The 15901-nt window shown below is 73.9% G+C and carries 15 protein-coding genes; 8 read left to right on the top strand and 7 right to left on the bottom strand.

From position 1 onward, the window contains the following. Positions 1 to 217: 217 nt before the first annotated feature. Both IEY96_RS23295 and IEY96_RS23290 read left to right on the top strand, forming a co-directional pair. Positions 218 to 1246 (top strand): LacI family DNA-binding transcriptional regulator, encoded by a 1029-nt coding sequence (locus IEY96_RS23295; RefSeq protein ID WP_189196933.1) that lies wholly within the window; start codon positions 218 to 220, stop codon positions 1244 to 1246. 67 nt (positions 1247 to 1313) lie between these two features. Further along, positions 1314 to 2057, top strand: a complete 744-nt coding sequence (locus IEY96_RS23290; protein ID WP_229791824.1) for an N-acetyltransferase — start codon at positions 1314 to 1316, stop codon at positions 2055 to 2057. 9 nt (positions 2058 to 2066) lie between these two features. Here IEY96_RS23290 and IEY96_RS23285 read toward each other — a convergent pair whose 3' ends face one another. Beyond that, positions 2067 to 2372, bottom strand: coding sequence for a DUF1330 domain-containing protein (locus IEY96_RS23285; protein WP_189196932.1), 306 nt, complete (start codon positions 2370 to 2372; stop codon positions 2067 to 2069). Positions 2373 to 2435: 63 nt separating this feature from the next. Further along, positions 2436 to 2732, bottom strand: coding sequence for a hypothetical protein (locus IEY96_RS23280; protein ID WP_189196931.1), 297 nt, complete (start codon positions 2730 to 2732; stop codon positions 2436 to 2438). Positions 2733 to 3258: 526 nt separating this feature from the next. On the opposite strand from IEY96_RS23280, the gene IEY96_RS23275 reads away from it, so the two are divergent. The 3 genes from IEY96_RS23275 (at position 3259) to IEY96_RS23265 (ending at position 5023) form a co-directional block, all read left to right on the top strand. After that, entirely contained in the window at positions 3259 to 4146 is an 888-nt protein-coding gene (locus IEY96_RS23275) for a hypothetical protein (RefSeq protein WP_229791823.1), read from the top strand. A 55-nt stretch (positions 4147 to 4201) separates the two neighbouring features. Beyond that, a complete protein-coding gene (locus IEY96_RS23270) occupies positions 4202 to 4534 on the top strand; it encodes a putative quinol monooxygenase (protein ID WP_189196929.1) in 333 nt (110 codons plus the stop codon). A gap of 129 nt (positions 4535 to 4663) precedes the next feature. Beyond that, positions 4664 to 5023 carry a hypothetical protein gene (locus IEY96_RS23265; protein WP_189196928.1) on the top strand — a complete coding sequence of 120 codons (360 nt, stop codon included), beginning with the start codon at positions 4664 to 4666 and terminating at the stop codon, positions 5021 to 5023. A 49-nt stretch (positions 5024 to 5072) separates the two neighbouring features. On the opposite strand, the gene IEY96_RS23260 is transcribed toward IEY96_RS23265, so the two are convergent. From IEY96_RS23260 to IEY96_RS23250, 3 genes are all read right to left on the bottom strand, one after another. Next, entirely contained in the window at positions 5073 to 5903 is an 831-nt protein-coding gene (locus IEY96_RS23260) for a S1 family peptidase (RefSeq protein ID WP_189196927.1), read from the bottom strand. Between the two features lie 112 nt (positions 5904 to 6015). Next, entirely contained in the window at positions 6016 to 7590 is a 1575-nt protein-coding gene (locus tag IEY96_RS23255; RefSeq protein ID WP_189196926.1) for a Na+/H+ antiporter, read from the bottom strand. Positions 7591 to 7666: 76 nt separating this feature from the next. Next, positions 7667 to 8287 (bottom strand): L-threonylcarbamoyladenylate synthase, encoded by a 621-nt coding sequence (locus tag IEY96_RS23250; protein ID WP_189196925.1) that lies wholly within the window; start codon positions 8285 to 8287, stop codon positions 7667 to 7669. A 119-nt stretch (positions 8288 to 8406) separates the two neighbouring features. Here IEY96_RS23250 and IEY96_RS23245 point away from each other — a divergent pair, with 119 nt between their 5' ends. Further along, positions 8407 to 8730: a hypothetical protein gene (locus tag IEY96_RS23245; protein ID WP_189196924.1), complete on the top strand. Its 324-nt coding sequence runs from the start codon at positions 8407 to 8409 to the stop codon at positions 8728 to 8730. A 185-nt stretch (positions 8731 to 8915) separates the two neighbouring features. Further along, entirely contained in the window at positions 8916 to 10025 is a 1110-nt protein-coding gene (locus IEY96_RS23240) for a carboxylate-amine ligase (protein WP_229791822.1), read from the top strand. 10 nt (positions 10026 to 10035) lie between these two features. Here the strand turns inward: IEY96_RS23240 and IEY96_RS23235 are convergent, their stop codons facing one another. Together IEY96_RS23235 and IEY96_RS23230 are read right to left on the bottom strand one after the other, a co-directional pair. Further along, positions 10036 to 10311, bottom strand: coding sequence for a YegP family protein (locus tag IEY96_RS23235; protein ID WP_189196923.1), 276 nt, complete (start codon positions 10309 to 10311; stop codon positions 10036 to 10038). Positions 10312 to 10366: 55 nt separating this feature from the next. Next, positions 10367 to 12151, bottom strand: a complete 1785-nt coding sequence (locus IEY96_RS23230; protein ID WP_189196922.1) for an N-acetylglutaminylglutamine amidotransferase — start codon at positions 12149 to 12151, stop codon at positions 10367 to 10369. A 262-nt stretch (positions 12152 to 12413) separates the two neighbouring features. Between IEY96_RS23230 and IEY96_RS23225 the strand changes: the two genes are divergently transcribed. Continuing rightward, on the top strand, positions 12414 to 15896 hold the full coding sequence (locus tag IEY96_RS23225) for a glycosyl hydrolase (RefSeq protein WP_229791821.1): 3483 nt from the start codon (positions 12414 to 12416) through the stop codon (positions 15894 to 15896). Positions 15897 to 15901: the final 5 nt, after the last annotated feature.

Raw genomic sequence — 15901 nt, 5'->3', positions numbered from 1 at the left:
TATCGACCGCCACGCTGAGTGACCTTTGCGACGCGCCCAGCGCTTGCCGACAAGCGCCGAGGTGGTGCTACTGATCAACTAATGACATCGTTGACGCGCATCGTATACCGCTGTTTCGCGAAGCGCCCTCGTGGCCGGGACGGCCTGGTGAACCGGTGCGGCCGGCCACCCACCCGAGCCCGCGGCCGGGCCTCGCGCGGGTGTCATAATCGCGGCCATGACCGCTGACCCGAAGGCTGGTCGACCGAGCCTCGCACAGGTCGCGGCGCTGTCCGGGGTGTCGGTGAAGACGGCCTCCCGGGCCCTGGGCGGCGAGCCCCGGGTGGCCGCGGACACCCGCTCGCGCGTGCGCGACGCCGCCGACCAGCTCGGCTACCGGCTGAACGGCGTGGCCCGCGAGCTACGGCGCGGCGCGAGCACCTCCACGCTGGTCGGCCTGCTCATCGGCGACCTGGCGAACCCGTTCTACTCGCGACTGGCCGGTGGGCTGGAGCGCGAGCTGCGCATGCGGGGCCTGCAACTGATCACCGCCAGCACCGACGAGGACCCGGAGTGGGAACGGCGGCTCGCCGACGCGCTGCTGGAACGGCGGGTCCGCGGGCTGGTGATCGCCTCGACCGCCACCCACCACGCCCACTTCGCGGCCGAACACCGCCACGGCATCCCGTTCGTGTTCGTGGACCGGCCGCCGGTCGAGCTGGCCGCGGACACCGTGCTGCTGGACAACCACCACGGTGCCCGGCTGGCCGGCGCCCACCTGGGCGCGGTCGGCCACCGGCGGATCGGCGTCGTCGGCGACCTCTCCCGGCTCAGCACCCACCGTGACCGGCTGGACGGCTTCGCCGAGGCCATGCGCGCGGCCGGCGTGGCGAACTGGGCGGACTACCTCGTGGAGAACGCGCACGACGTCGCCGCCGCTGAACGGGCCGTGAGCGAGCTGCTGGGCCGTACGCCCGCCCCGACCGCCCTGTTCACGATGAACAACCGGATCACCCTCGGCGCCCTGCGCGCCCTGCGCGGTCACCCCGCTCCCCCGGCGCTGGTCGGCTTCGACGAGGTGGACCTCGGCGACGTCCTGGGGGTGAGCGTCGTCGCACACGACCCGGAGGACATGGGGCGGCGGGCGGCACGGCTGCTGCTCGACCGGATCGACGGCCACCGCGGGCCGGCCCGGCAGGTGGTGATCCCCACGCGACTGCTGGCCCGGGGTTCCGGGGAACGGCCGCCGGGGACGGCCGGCGCCTGAACGCCCCCGGCCCCGCCCGGCCGAAAACGGCGTGCGGCTCCGGCGGGACCGCTCTACCGTGCCCGGCGTGAACCTGGACATCGTGAGCCTGGCGGAGCGGCCCGACCTGGCCCCGCTGCTCGACAGCGACTTCGACGGCGCCTGGCCGCAGTTCATGCTCTGGGACCCGATGGGCTCGGTGTACTACAGCGTCGCCCACGACCTCTACCCGGAGTTCGTCTTCGCCGCGGTCGACCCGGCCGAGCCGGGCCGCGCCGTCGCCCGGGCGTACGCCGTGCCGCTGCGCTGGACGGAGGACGAGCTGCCCGACGGCGGGTGGGACCGGATGATCCAGCGGGCCGCCGTCAACCGGCTCACCGGCGCCACCCCGAACCTGGTCTCCGCACTGGAGATCTGCGTGCGGCCGGACCGGCGCGGCGGCGGGGTGTCCGGGCTGATGCTCGCGGCCATGCGCGAGGCGGCGGCCCGCCAGGGCTTCGACACCCTCGTCGCGCCGGTGCGCCCGAACGGCAAGGCCGCCCTCCCCGACCTGCCGATGACCGAGTACGCGGCGCGGGTGCGCCCCGACGGCCTGCCGGTCGACCCGTGGCTGCGGGTGCACGTGCGGGCCGGCGGGGTGATCGAGCGGGTCGCGCCCCGGTCGATGGCGGTCACCGGCACGCTCGCCGACTGGCGGCGGTGGACCGGGCTGCCGTTCGACACCAGCGGGCCGGTGCACGTGCCGGGCGCGCTGGCGCCGGTGCTGGTCGACGTGGCGCACGACCACGCCGCCTACGTCGAGCCGAACGTCTGGGTCCGGCACCGGCTGTAGTGCCGGCGGTCAGGCCGGCCAGGCGTGGCCGATCCCGTCGAGCAGGAGGACCACTCCCTCGGTGGCCGCCTCGCGGTCCCGGGAGATCTCCCGGTATTCCGGCGAGGTGGACCAGCGCTCGAAGTCCTCGCGGCTGTCGAAGGACATGAGCACGGCCTTCTCGTGCGGCCAGCTCCCCTCGACCACCCGAGGGGACCCGTCGGCGGCGAGCAGCCGGCCGCCGTGGCGCGCCAGGACGGGCAGGAAGGCGGCGACGTACCGGTCGTAGCGCGCCCGGTCGTGGATGGTGATCTGCGCGAGGGCGTAGACGGTCACCGGCCCAAGGTTACGGACCGGTACGCGTCCCCGGTGTCCCCCGGCCCGGCAGCACCGGGCGGCCTACCGGCCGACCGTTCCGACGGTGAAGTTGCGGAACGAGCCGATCGCCCCCTGACCGAAGGCCCGCTCCGCGGGCGCGATGGAGACGCTGTGGGACGCGTACCGGGGGTCGCAGGCGCCCGGGCCGGTGGCGTCCGGCGGGGTGCACCCGTACTGGAACGGGAACGCGTCGAGCAGGCTGAACAGGCCGTGCGCCATCGAGAACGACCGGATCCTGCCGGCCAGCGGTTCGCCGGGGCCGAGGGACGGATAGGTGCCGGCGTAGGCGACGCCCTGCCGGTCCAGCGGCACACCCACCTGATCGACCCGCGGAGCCTGTCCTGTCCGCGCACGTCGTCCTCCCTGCGGCCGGGGCGGGGCGCCGCGCGGTGCGTTCGCTCCACCTCGGACCATCGTCCGAAATCGATGCGGGCGGACATCCACCGCACGGCGCGGCCCGCCGGCCCGGTCGGCGGGCCGTCCCGCCGGGGCGGCGCCGCCGGCGCGTCGCCGGGCTGCGCCACCGTGGACCGTCGGGTCGGGAACGGCTGCGGCACGGGAGCTGTCAACTGTCCGAACCGCCCTGGCCATACCGCCCCTGAGCTGCGGATACTGGGAACAGAGGGCAGCGGGGCGAGCCGCGCCGGTTGGGGGCAGTCAGATGATCGACCAGGAGGCCCAGCCCGAGGGCACGCCCGGCACTCCCGTCCCGGCGGCGCCCGCCGATGGTTCCGGAAGCGGTGGTGGTGGCGGGAGCGGCGGGACCGCCGGGAGCGGCACCGCGCCGACTGCGCCCGCTGGCGGTCCCGGAGGCGGCGGAGGCGGCGGGAGCGGCGGTTCGGGCGTGCCCACCGCGGTGTGGCAGGTGCGGGTGCGCACCAAGCTCGACGACCTGTACCAGCAGCTGAGCGACCTCGAGACCCGCGCCGCCGCGAATCCCGCCCGGGTCGCCGCGCTGCGCGCCCAGCTGTCCGGCGTGGAGTCCGTGCTCGGCCGCAGCGGGATCGTCGAGTGGCTGCGCGGCGGCAAGCTGGAGTACGCCTGGCAGAGCATCCACTCGGTGGAGCGGGCCATGGTGGAGCTGCGGACGCCGGAGGAGCTGCTCGGCCTGCTCCCCGCGTACCAGGGCGCGGCCGCGCAGTTCCTGAAGGCCGACGAAAAGGTGCTCACCGACTTCGACGCGACGGCCGACGTCGCGGAGCCGGTGCGCTTCCAGGCCAAGGTGCGGGCGTTGCTGCTGCGCTACCACTCGGCGTCGGACGAGTTCCACGAGTCGGTACGCCGGTTGCGCAACCGGATGCTGGGGCTGTCCGTCTTCGCGCTGGTCGCCGAGGCGCTGATGGTGCTGGTGCAGTGGCGCAGCCGGGACGTGCAGCTGCTCAAGCCGCCGACCGACGCGGGCGGCGTGCCGCCCTGGCGCCTGCTCTTCTTCGTGCTCATCGCCGGGGCGCTCGGGGCGTTCATCAGCGCCCTGCCCTCGATGATCACCTCGCGCTCCGGCGGCCTGCCCTACAAGCTCCCCTTCCAGCAGGGCCTGCTGAAGCTGGCCATCGGTCCGCTGGTCGCGGTCGTCGGGATCATGCTGGTGATCGGTGGCCTGGTGGAGACCACGGTGAACAGCACCGCCGCCCTGCTGGGCGTCGCCATCGTCTTCGGCGCCGGGCAGCAGGCGGTCACCGCGTTCGCCGACCGCCGGGCGTCGGAGCTGCTCGCCCCGGTCACGAAGAGCTGAGCGGGGCGGCGGCGAGCCGCTGCCGAGCGCCGCCGACCTGGGTAGCCTGAGGCGCATGATCTTCATTACCGCGAAGTTCCGGGTCCGGCCCGAGGACGCCGACCGCTGGCCGCAGATCGCCGCCGAGTTCACGGCGGCCACCCGGGCCGAGCCGGGCTGCCTCTGGTTCGACTGGTCCCGCAGTCTCGACGACCCGACGGAGTACGTGCTGGTCGAGGCGTTCCGGGACGACGAGGCCGGCGCGGCGCACGTGCGTTCGGCGCACTTCGCCGAGGCGCAGCGCACGCTCCCGCCGCACCTGGCCGAGACGCCCCGGATCGTCAACACGACCGTGCCCGGGCAGGACTGGTCGCGGCTCGGCGAGATGGCCGTCCCCGAGGGCAGCTGAGGGGCGGTACGGCACCGGCGCCCACTCTGAAACTTTCCAACGGACACCGGGGCAGGTATTGAAGCTTGTTTGCATCTGCGGCTACCCTCCGGAGAAGTGATCCACTATCCACCTTGGAGGGGTCGGAGCATGCGCAAGCTGATGTCGGCGGTCGGTGCGGGGGCGTTGCTGACGGCGGGGCTGTTCGTCGGCGCCGCACCGGCGCAGGCGGCGGCCTGCACCCTGGTGCAGTCCGAGATCTACAACGGGGCCAACATGATCGCGTGGGCCCGGGGCCTGGAGGGCTGCTCCGGCGACGTCTACTGGGAGATCCAGTCGGGCGACGGCGGCAGTTGGCAGGTCACCGAGAGCGGCACGACGCACTACGACAACCAGACCGTCAGCTACTACGGCGACGTCGAGCTGCCGTGCTACCTGCGGCTGTACGCGAAGTTCGGCACGCAGGAGAAGCTCACCCAGCCGGCGCGCAACTACAACTGCGCCGGCTGACCCGGCGGGCCGGGGCGGGGACGCCTGCCGCACCCCCGCCCCGGCCCGGTCACGGGATGGTGAGGCCGTACGCGGCGAGGATCTCGGTGATCGGTTGGTAGTAGCTGGTGCCCCCGCTGGTGCAGTTGCCGCTGCCGCCGGAGAGGATCCCGAGCACCGTGCCGGTCGACGCCACGTAGAGCGGGCCGCCGCTGTCCCCGGGTTCGGCGCAGATGTTGGTGCGGATCAGCCCGTACACGGTGCCCTCGGCGTAGTTGACGGTCTGGTTCAGGCCGGTGACCGAGCCGCACCGCACCCCGGTGGTGGCGCCGCTGCGGCAGACCGCCTGGCCCACGTACGCGTTGCCGGCGCCGTAGACGGTGACCTGGCCGGGGTAGGTGTACACGGCGCTGGGGTGGGCCACCGTCCCGGTGTAGCGGACCACGCCGTAGTCGTTGCCCGGGAAGCTGGTGCCGGTCCGGCTGCCGAGCACGGTGGTGCGGGCGCTGTCGGCGTACCAGGTGCCGGCCAGGTTGGTGCAGTGCCCGGCGGTGACGAAGTAGGAGGTGCTGCCGCTGCGCACGTTCGCGCCGAGCGAGCAGCGGCCGCCCCCGCCGTAGATCGCCTGGCCGCCGGCGATCAGGGTGCGCAGCCGGCCGGGCTCGCGGCGGAGCACCGCGCCGGCGCGGGCGGCGGCGCGTCGCAGCGCGGCCAGTTCGGCGCCGGCGACGGTGTCGTCGACGGTGAGGGTCAGCCGGCCGCCGGCCGGGTCGATTCCCCAGGCGGTGCCGGGGGTACGCACCGCGGCGAGCCCGGTATCCGGGGCGGTGCCGGCCCGCGCGGCGGTCGGGGTGCCGGCGAGCAGGGCGGTCAGGGCGAGGACGGCGAGCGATCGGCGCATCCGGGATGCCTCCTCCATCGTCGAGGATCGATGCCCGTCCAGCATCCGCCCCGGCCGCCCCCGGTTCAACCCTCCCCCGGCGTCCGCCACCGGACACCCGCGCCCGCGACGCTCAGTCCTCCGGCTCCGGGCCGAGCAGCCGGATCTCCTCGATGTCGATGGCCGCCTGCAACTGCCGCAGCACCACGTCGTCGATCTCGTTCCTGTTGCGCAGCCGAGTGATCTCCTGCCGCTTGCGGTCCAGCACGCCCAGGCGCAACCGTCGGGTCATCTCGCGCTCCTCGTCGGCCTCGTCGCTGCGGGGGGAGCGGACGTCGGCGAGGTGGTCCTGGTAGTCGGCGCGGAGCCGTTCGACGGTGTCCGAGGACGCGCCGAGTTCGGCGGCGACCTCGGGCAGCGCGTCCAGGGCGGCCTCGGTGGCCCGGATGCGGGCCCAGCGCACCTCGTGCTCGCGTTCCTGGTCCCCCATCAGGCGGGCCCAGGCGACCACGGCCGGCAGGGTGGTGCCCTGCACCACCATGATCAGCACGATCGCCACCACGGTGACGAAGATGATCAGGTCGCGCTCGCGCACGGGGGTCCCGGCGTGCGTGGTGACCGGCACGGCCAGCGCGGCGGCCAGCGAGACCGCGCCCCGGAAGCCGGCCCAGCCGGCGGCGGTGCGGACCCGGGCGTCGAAGCGGCGGGCGCGGCGGGACTCCCGGCGGTCGATGCCCTGCAACCCGGCCACCGACAGGTGCACCCAGATCATCCGGGTCGCCACCACGACGAGGACGACCAGCACCGCGATCCCGAACGACTCCAACGGCGAGTGGCTGGTGATGCTGCGCAGCGACCGGGGCACCTGCATGCCCAGCAGTACGAAGAGACTGCCGTTGATCATGAAGGTGGAGAGGTCCCAGAACGCGTACGCGGTGATCCGCGAGCGGGCCCGGATCACCCGGGGCCCCGCGTACGAGAGCAGCAGCCCGGCCACCACGACCCCGAGCACCCCGCTGGCGTGCACCGCATCGGCGAGCAGGAAGGCGACGAACGGGGTGAGGATGCTCAGGCCGCCCTCGCGCATCGGGTCGTCGACGTGCTTGCGGATCAGGACGACCACGCCGCCGACGAGCAGGCCCGAGAGGATCCCCCCGAGCGCCTTGCCGACGAACTGCCCGCCCAGCTCGAGCGCGTCGGGCACCGCCCCGCCGGCGATCACCCCGACGGCCACCGAGAAGAGCACCAGCGCGGTGCCGTCGTTGACCAGGCTCTCCGTGCGCAGCGTGGTGAGGATGCCCCGGGGCATCCGCTTGGCCAGGCCGGCCACGGCGGCGGCGTCGGTGGGCGCGAGCACCGCGCCGAGCACCCAGGCGGCGGCCGGGTCGACGCCGAGGGCCTGGGCCGCGTACGCCACGGCGACCATCGTGAGGATCACCAGCGCGACGGCGAGCAGGGCGATCACCACGAGGTTGGCCCGGATCTCGCGGAGGCTGATGACCAGGCTCTCCCGGTAGAGGATCGCCGGGAGGAAGAGCAGCAGCACCACCTCGGGTTCGAGGATCACGTTGTCGAACGGCGGCAGCAGGCCGAGTCCCGCCCCCATGGCGATGAGCAGCACGGGCGGGGCGACGCTGTACCGGCCGCCGATGGTGGTGCCGATGAGCACGGTGGCACCGAGCACCGCGATCAGCACGAGTGCGCTCATGCCGTACCCCCGTCGCCGTCCGCCGGCTCCCACGGTGCCGCACCGCCGCGGCGCGGCGGGCTGGAACGGGCGATCGCTACTCGAAGCGGGACGGGTCGGCGGCGCCGCGGCGCAGGATCTCCGGTTCCGGCCCGGACAGGTCGACCACGGTGGTCGGCTCCAGGCCGCAGTCCCCCGCGTCGACCACGGCGTCGACCAGGTGGTCGAGCCGTTCCTTGATCTCCCAGCCCTGGGTCAGCGGCTCCTCGTCGCCGGGAAGCAGCAGGGTGCTGGAGAGCAGCGGCTCGCCGAGTTCGGCCAGCAGCGCCTGGGTCACCGTGTGCTTCGGTACGCGGACCCCGACGACCCGCCGCCGCGGGTCCTGGAGGCGCCGGGGCACCTCGGCGGTGGCCGGCAGGATGAACGTCCAGCTGCCCGGGATGGCGGCCTTGACCTGGCGGAAGACGGCGTTGCTGAGCTTGACGAACTGGCCGAGCTGGGCGAAGTCGGCGCACACCAGGGTGAACGGGTGCCGCGCGTCGAGGCGCCGGATCTCCCGGATCCGCTCTACACCGGCCCGGTTGCCCAGCTGGCAGCCGAGGGCGTAGCAGGAGTCCGTCGGGTAGGCGATCACGCCGTCGGCGCGGAGCAGGTCCACGATCTGCCGGAGCACCCGGGGCTGGGGATTGTCCGGGTGCAGGTCGTAGTACCTCGCCACGTCGATGAGCCTATTCCGCCGGACGGCCGGAGGCGAGTGGAGAAGATCCGGCGTGACCAGGTTTGACGTACGGGCGTTCTGGAAACAGAGGGGCGGCTCGAATGAGGGGGGACCTGTTCATGTCCGAAGCCAGCACAGACCGCGCCGACCGTCCGGCCGAGGTGACCGATCCGCTGTTGTGGGGCCTGTCCGCCGCGGTGGCCGACGCCCACCAGCCCGACGAGGACCGCGTCTGCGTCAGCCCGAGCTGCGTCGGCGCCGCCTGGCCCTGCGCCGCCTGGAACAACGCCCAGGAGGGGCTGCGCGCCGCCCGCGCTCCGCGTCCCGCGCCGCCGGCCGACGCCACTGCCGGGGAGCCGGGCCGCGGCGACCCGCTGACCGGCTGGTCCACCGACCTGCTGCCGGCCGCCCGGTCGGAGACTCTCGCCGTCACCGCGGCCTGACCGGGCCGCTCGAGCTGGCGGTGCCAGGGGAAACGTCCACCGGCACGCCGGGGCGCGCCGTACCGTCGAGGTGAGGCGGCCGGCGCGCCCCGCGGTGCGACCGTCGCCGACCCCGCCCGCGCGGCACGCCGGCACGTGTCCGACCGCCGCCGCGCCGCGCGCCCGCCGCATCCGGAGGTGAGCCCGTGGCGCCCGTCCCGGCGGTCCGCACGCTCGGTGTGGAGGAGGAGTACCTGCTCCTGGATCCGGTGACCGGGCAGAGCCTGCCGGTGGCCGACCAGGTGCTCACCGCGCTCGCCGGGCCGAGCCGGGAGCAGAGCCGGCAGGAGTTCCGGCACAGCATGGTCGAGATGGTGACGCCGATCTGCACCGACCTGGCCGAGCTGAGGGAGCACCTGGTGGCGCTCCGCCGGACGGCGGCCGAGGCGGCCGAGGCGGCAGGAGCGCGGCTGGTGGCGGTGGCGGCGACGCCGGTGTGCGAGCCGCACCGGTCGGTGCCGGACAAGGACCGCTACCGGGCCATGTCGCACCGGTTCGGGCCGGTGGCGCACGACCCGGCGGTCTGCGGCTGTCACGTCCACGTCGGGGTGTCCGACCGGGAACTCGCCGTGCAGGTCTGCAACCACCTGCGGCCCTGGCTGCCGCTGGTGCAGGCGCTCACCACCAACTCGCCGCTGCACGACGGGCGGGACACCGGGCACGCGAGCTGGCGCGCCATCCAGTTCGACCGCTGGCCCAGCGTCGGGCCGACCCCGCACTTCGACTCCGCGGCCGACTACGACCGTACGGTCCGGGACCTCGTCGACGCCGGCATCATGCTGGACGCCCAGATGGTCTACTGGTACGCCCGCCCGTCCGTCGCCTACCCGACGGTGGAGATCCGGGTGGGCGACGTCTGCCCGACGGTCGACGACACCGTGCTGGTGGCCGCCCTGCTGCGGGCCCTGGTCGCCACGACGATCGACGACGTGCGGGCCGGCCGGGCCGCGCCGCGGATCCGGAACTGCCTGGTGGCCGCCGCGCACTGGCGGGCCGCGCACGACGGGTTGGACGGGCACCTGGTCGACCTGCGCGCGGGCGGGTCCCGGCCGGCCTGGGAGCTGATCGACGACCTGGTCGCCACCGTGACCCCGGCGCTGGCCCACCACGGCGACCTGGAGGTGGTGCACCACCAGCTCGACCGGCTGCGCCGCGACGGCAGCGGGGCGACCCGGCAGCGGCGGATCCTGGCTGACACCGGCGGAAACGTCCGGGCGGTCCTGGACGAGCTCGCCGCCCGTACCCTCGACGGCTGAGCCGGGACGGTCAGACGGGCGGGATGCCCGACCGCCCGATCCGGGCCAGGTCGGGTTCGCCGTCGACGGTCCGGCTGGGCGGCGCCGCGGCCGGCTCGGTCGGCTCGCCCGGCTCGGTCCGGTCCTCGATCGCGGCGCTGCCGACCTCGCGCATCAGGTCCGCGACGACGGCGAGGGCGGTGGCCTTGTCGGCGTACTGCCGGCCGGTGGCGATGACCTGGCCGTCGTCGCCCACCAGGCTGAACCCGAAGCTGCCGGTGTCGGCGGCGGCGATGAGGAACTTCATCCCCGCCCCTTACCCGCGCGGCGGGCGGCGACACCCGGGCCGCCGGTCCGGCCGGTCAGTCGATGCCGTGCGCCTGCAACCACAGCTCCAGCATCCCGAGCTGCCAGAGCTTGTTGCTGCCGGCGGCGGCCTGCGCGCGGTCCGGCTCGGCGAGCAGCTCCGCCACGTACGCCGGCCGGAACAGCCCCCGCCGCCGGGCGGCCGGCGCGGCGAGGGCCTCGGCGACCAGGTCGCGGACCGGGCCGTCGACGTTGCGCAGCGCCGGGACCGGAAAGTAGCCCTTGGGCCGGTCGATCACCTCGGCCGGCAGCACCGACCGGGCCACCTCCTTGAGCACACCCTTGCCGTCCCGGGCCGTCTTGTGCTCGGGCGGGCAGGCGGCGGCCAGCGTGACGAGGTCCTGGTCGAGGAAGGGCGTACGCACCTCCAGCCCCCAGGCCATGCTCATGCTGTCGACCCGCTTGACCGGGTCGTCGGGCAGCATCAGGTGGGTGTCCAGGCGCAGCACGGCGTCCAGCGCCGTCTCGGCACCGGGGGCGGCCAGGTGCGCCGCCAGCACCTCCCGGCTGGCGTCCCGCGGGCAGGCGTGTGCCGGGCCGACCACCCCGGCCAGCTCGGCGTGCGTACGGTCGAAGAAGGCCTCGGCGAAGGCGTCGGCCACCGCGTCGCGGGGCACGCCCGCGAGGGGCTGGTGGTAGCCGTAGCCGGCGAAGACCTCGTCCGCGCCCTGGCCGGACTGAGCCACCTTGACGTGCCGGGCGACCTGCTCGGAGAGCAGGTGGAACGCGACGACGTCGTGGCTGCCCATCGGTTCGGTCATCGCCGTCACGGCGCGGCGGACCGCCGGGACGAGGTCCTCGTCGCCGAGCCGGATCCGGTGGTGGTCGGTGTCGAAGGCGGCCGCCACCAGATCCGAGTAGTGGAACTCGTCGCCCGCCTCGCCGTCGCGGCCGCTGAAGCCGATGCTGAAGGTCTGCAGGTGGTGCTGGCCGGCCTCGGCGAGCAGGGCCACGATCATGCTGGAGTCGAGGCCGCCGGAGAGCAGCACGCCGACGGGCACGTCGGCCACCAGGCGCCGCCGCACGGCGGTCCGCAGCGCGTCCCCGACGGCCGCCGTCCAGTCCTCGGCGGTCCGGCCGGCGTGCGCCGGGTCGCGGACGTAGTCGGGCTGCCAGTAGACGCGCTCGCGGGACCGGCCGTCGGCCTCGACGATCCGCAGGGTTGCCGGTGGCAGCTTGCGCACCCCGCGCAGGACGGTGCGCGGCGCCGGCACGATCGAGTGCCAGGACAGGTAGTGGTGCAGGGCCACCGGGTCGATGTCGGTGTCCACCTCGCCGGCCCGCAGCAGCGCGGGCAGCGTGGAGGCGAACCGCAGCCGGCCGGGCGACTCGGCCAGGTAGAGGGGCTTGATGCCGAGCCGGTCGCGGGCCAGCACGAGACGGTCGCGCCGGTGGTCGACCAGACCCACCGCGAACATCCCGACCAGGTGCTCGACGAAGCGCTCACCCCACTGGGCGTACGCCACGAGGACCACCTCGGTGTCCCCGGTGGAGCGGAAGGTGTGGCCGGCGGCGATCAGTTCCTCGCGCAGCTCCGGGTAGTTGTAGACGCAGCCGTTGAAGACCAGCGTCAGCCCGAGGTCCTCGCGGGTCATCGGCTGCGCCGCCGCCTCCGACAGGTCGATCACGGTCAGCCGACGGTGCCCCAGCGTCACCCAGCCCGCGGGTCGCAGCCCCTCGCCGTCCGGGCCGCGCGCGCGCATCGCCCCGGTCATCCGCTCGACGGCGGTGGTGTCCGGCCGCGACCCGTCGAAGCGGGCCTCACCACTGATGCCGCACATGGTCGGCGGCCACCCCCGTCACTCGGTCCCGGTCGGCGGGCGGCGACTACCCGCAGCGGCCTCCGGAAAACCTGATCGTGCTGGTCAGGCGGCTTCCGGGCGCCACGCCGGGGTCGACCGGACGGGTCGAGAGAGCGCTCTCTTTTGACATGAAACATTGACGGGCGCGTAACCGGAACCTAACCTCGCTCCTCAAGAGAGCGCTCTCACACCCGGCCGGGCCACACCCCGCACCTCCATTCCCCATGGTGAAGGGAACCCCATGACACTCCCCCTCCGGGACTTCTCGCCCGGCGATCCTCCACTGGCGAGCCCCGTCCGGCGCCCCGGCGTCCGGCGCGCCCTCGCCCTCGCCACCGCGTCCGTCCTCGCGGCCGGCGTGCTCGGCGTCGTGGTGGCCGGCGGCGGCACCGCCACCGCCGGCACAATCGGCGCGGGCAGCTACACCGAGACGCTGCCGCCCGGCGCCGTCCTGCCCAGGGGCTGCGGCGACATCAGCACCAACCCGCGGCTCTTCACGACCGCCGACGCCCCGAAGGGCGCGATCCCGACCAACGACTGGTGGTCGTCGCTGATCTGGAAGCGCAACAACTGCGCCACCAGCGAGAACATGCAGGCCCACCCGCTGGCGTACCACGCCGAGAACAACGGGCTCGGGCTGTCGTACACCACCACGCCGGCGATCAGCGGCAGCGCCACCGGGGTCGGCGAGTACCACTTCCCGTACACCGAGGACGTCCGGGTCGGCGTGGCCGGGCTCGCCGCGCCGGTGGTCAAGGCCGCCGACTGGACGGACTGGACGGTCACCGCCGACTGGAGCGACGGGGCGCGGACCATGCGCGCCACCATCGGGCACGGCCTGCCGTTCAGCTACTACACGGTCAGCGGCGGCGCCGCGCAGCTCACCGCCGCGGCCGCGCCCACCGTGTGGACCAACTCCGGCTCGACCATCGGCTTCACGGTCAACGGCCACGACTACGTCGCGTACGCGCCGACCGGCGCGACCTGGAGCGTCAGCGGCGCCGGCATCAGCTCCACCCTGGCCGGCAAGGGCTACTTCTCGGTGGCCGTGCTGCCCGGCGGCGCCGACCGGGCCGCGCTCGCCACCGAGTACGGCCGGTACGCCCACGCGCACGTCACCGGCACCCGGATGAGCTACGCCTACGACCCGGCGACCGGCGCGGTACGCACCACGTACGCCGTCACCACCACCCCGCGCGAGGGCACCGAGACGAAGACCGTCGTGGCGCTCTACCCGCACCAGTGGCGCAGCCTGACCGGCGCCACCCCGATCACCCCGAGCTACGTCTCGCCGCGCGGCGCGATGCGGGTCCTCACCGGCGTCTCGTCCTTCACCACCGGCATGCGGTTCACGGGGGTGCTGCCGGAGGTGCCGGCGGTCGGCGACTCGTCCGGGGCGGACCTGGGCACGGTCACCAACTACCTCAACGCCGAGCTGGCCAACCCGGAGGGAATCAGCGGCAAGGACACCTACTGGGCCGGCAAGGGCCTCGGGCGGGCCGCCCGGATCGCCGAGATCGCCGACCAGCTCGGCCTCACCACGGTCCGCGACGCGGCGGTCGCCGCCATGAAGGCCCGGCTGACCAACTGGCTCACCGCCGGCTCCGGCGAGACCGGCCAGTTGTTCCACTACGACCGGAACTGGGGCACGCTCATCGGCTACCCCGCCTCGTACGGCTCCGACGAGGACCTCAACGACCACCACTTCCACTACGGCTACTTCGTCGCCGCCGCCGCCACCGTCGCCAAGTTCGACCCGGCCTGGGCCGACGACACCCGATACGGCGGCATGGTGGACCTGCTCATCCGCGACGCCAACAACTACGACCGCGCCGACAGCCGCTTCCCCTACCTGCGCGACTTCGACATCTACGCCGGCCACGACTGGGCCTCCGGCCTCGCCCCCTTCTTCGCCGGCAACAACCAGGAGTCCTCCTCCGAGGGGATGAACTTCGCCAACGCCCTGATCCAGTGGGGACAGGCGACCGGTGACACCGCCGTCCGCGACGCCGGGGTCTTCATCTGGACCACCCAGGCCGCGGCGATCGCCGAGTACTGGTTCGACGTGCGGGACGAGAACTTCCCGGCCGCCTTCGGCCACAGGACCGTCGGCATGGTGTGGGGCGACGGCGGGGCGTACTCCACCTGGTTCTCCGCCGCGCCCGAGATGATCCAGGGCATCAACATGCTGCCGATCACCGGCGGCCACCTCTACCTCGGCGACGACCCCGCCTACGTGAAGGCCAACTACAACGAGCTGGTCACCAACAAGGGCGGCCCGCCGACGGTGTGGCAGGACATCCTCTGGGAGTTCCTGGCCCTCGGCGACGGCGACCAGGCGCTGCAGAACTTCCGCGCCAACAGCACGTTCGCCAGCGAGGAGGGGGAGAGCAAGGCGCACACCTTCCACTGGATCCGCAACCTGGCCGCACTGGGCAACGTGGACCCGACGGTCACCGCGAACCACCCGCTGGCCAAGGTCTTCAAGAAGGGCACGGCCCGCACGTACGTGGCGTCGAACATCACCGCCCAGCCGTTGACGGTGACCTTCTCCGACGGCACGACGCTGGCCGTCCCGGCGGGCAGGACGGCCACCTCGGGTGCGCTCACCTGGAGCGGCGGCAACGCCACCGGCGGCGTCGTCGTCCCCACCGGCCCGCCGCCGACCCCGACGGACTCGCCCTCGCCCACGCCGACCAGTCCCAGCCCGTCGCCGACCAGCCCGAGCCCGACCACTCCGCCCCCGTCGCTCAGCCCGACCCAGTACCTGCTCACGGGTGGCGCGCTCGGCGGCACGGCCGGCGCGGCCGGCACGGTGTCGGTGGCCGCCGCGAACGGCAACCACGACGGCACCCCGGCCAACCCGCAGGTGTTCACCGCCACCGGGCTGACCGGCGCGTACAACGGCGGGTCGACCGTGTTCGACCTGGCCGTGGACGCGGGCACCGCGGTCGGCAACGGCGTGCAGGCCCGGGTCTCGTACGACCTGACCGGCGACGGCACCGTCGACCGGGTGGAGACCTACTCCTACTACGCCACCGACCCGGTGACCGGGGTCGAGCACTACCGGCAGACCCAGGGCCTGAAGTCGGCCACCGGAACGCTCGGCGACCTCGTCGACGGCACCGTCAAGGTCGAGGTCTGGAACGCGATCGGCAGCGGGGCCACCACGCTGGGCGTCGGCAACTCGTCCCAGCTCGTGCTCCCGTACACCGGGACCGGCCCGACCACGTCGCCGAGCGGTCCGCCGACCGGCTTCGCCGCGGACCTGTACCTGACCGGTCAGACGCTGACCGGCGCGGCGGGCGCCGCGGCCAGCACCACGGTGCCCGCGGCCAACGGCAGCTGGGTCGGCAGCCCGCACAACCCGCTGGTCTACACGGCCACCGGGGTCACCGCGGCCTACGCCGGCGGGCCGACCCGCTTCGACCTGTTCCTCGACGCCGGCACGACCGTGGGGAACGGCACCCAGGTCCGGGTCTCCTACGACCTGACCGGCGACGGCGCCTTCGACCGCGTGGAGACGTACCAGTACTTCGCCACCGACCCGGTCACCGGATGGGAGCACTACACCGAGGCCCGCGGCCTCTACTCGGGCGTGGGCACGCTCGGGAACCTGGCGGGCGGGACGGTGAAGGTGGAGGTGTGGAACGCCATCGGCGGCGGCGCCACCAGCCTGGGCACCGGCAACCGCTCGAAGCTCACCCTGCCGTACACCGCCTGACGGCT

Source organism: Micromonospora fulviviridis (assembly GCF_014648395.1).
GTDB classification, from domain to species: Bacteria; Actinomycetota; Actinomycetes; order Mycobacteriales; family Micromonosporaceae; genus Micromonospora; species Micromonospora fulviviridis.
The sequence above is the reverse complement of the archived record's forward strand: the minus strand, read 5'-3'. Positions and strand labels throughout refer to the sequence as shown.

Excerpts from the sequence above, each read along its gene's own strand:
- IEY96_RS23295 (WP_189196933.1), top strand. The coding sequence starts at position 218 with ATGACCGCTGACCCGAAGGCTGGTCGACCGAGCCTCGCACAGGTCGCG.
- IEY96_RS23270 (WP_189196929.1), top strand. The coding sequence starts at position 4,202 with ATGATCTTCATTACCGCGAAGTTCCGGGTCCGGCCCGAGGACGCCGAC.
- IEY96_RS23265 (WP_189196928.1), top strand. The coding sequence starts at position 4,664 with ATGCGCAAGCTGATGTCGGCGGTCGGTGCGGGGGCGTTGCTGACGGCG.
- IEY96_RS23260 (WP_189196927.1), bottom strand. The coding sequence starts at position 5,903 with ATGCGCCGATCGCTCGCCGTCCTCGCCCTGACCGCCCTGCTCGCCGGC.
- IEY96_RS23255 (WP_189196926.1), bottom strand. The coding sequence starts at position 7,590 with ATGAGCGCACTCGTGCTGATCGCGGTGCTCGGTGCCACCGTGCTCATC.
- IEY96_RS23245 (WP_189196924.1), top strand. The coding sequence starts at position 8,407 with ATGTCCGAAGCCAGCACAGACCGCGCCGACCGTCCGGCCGAGGTGACC.
- IEY96_RS23235 (WP_189196923.1), bottom strand. The coding sequence starts at position 10,311 with ATGAAGTTCCTCATCGCCGCCGCCGACACCGGCAGCTTCGGGTTCAGC.
- IEY96_RS23230 (WP_189196922.1), bottom strand. The coding sequence starts at position 12,151 with ATGTGCGGCATCAGTGGTGAGGCCCGCTTCGACGGGTCGCGGCCGGAC.
- IEY96_RS23225 (WP_229791821.1), top strand. The coding sequence starts at position 12,414 with ATGACACTCCCCCTCCGGGACTTCTCGCCCGGCGATCCTCCACTGGCG.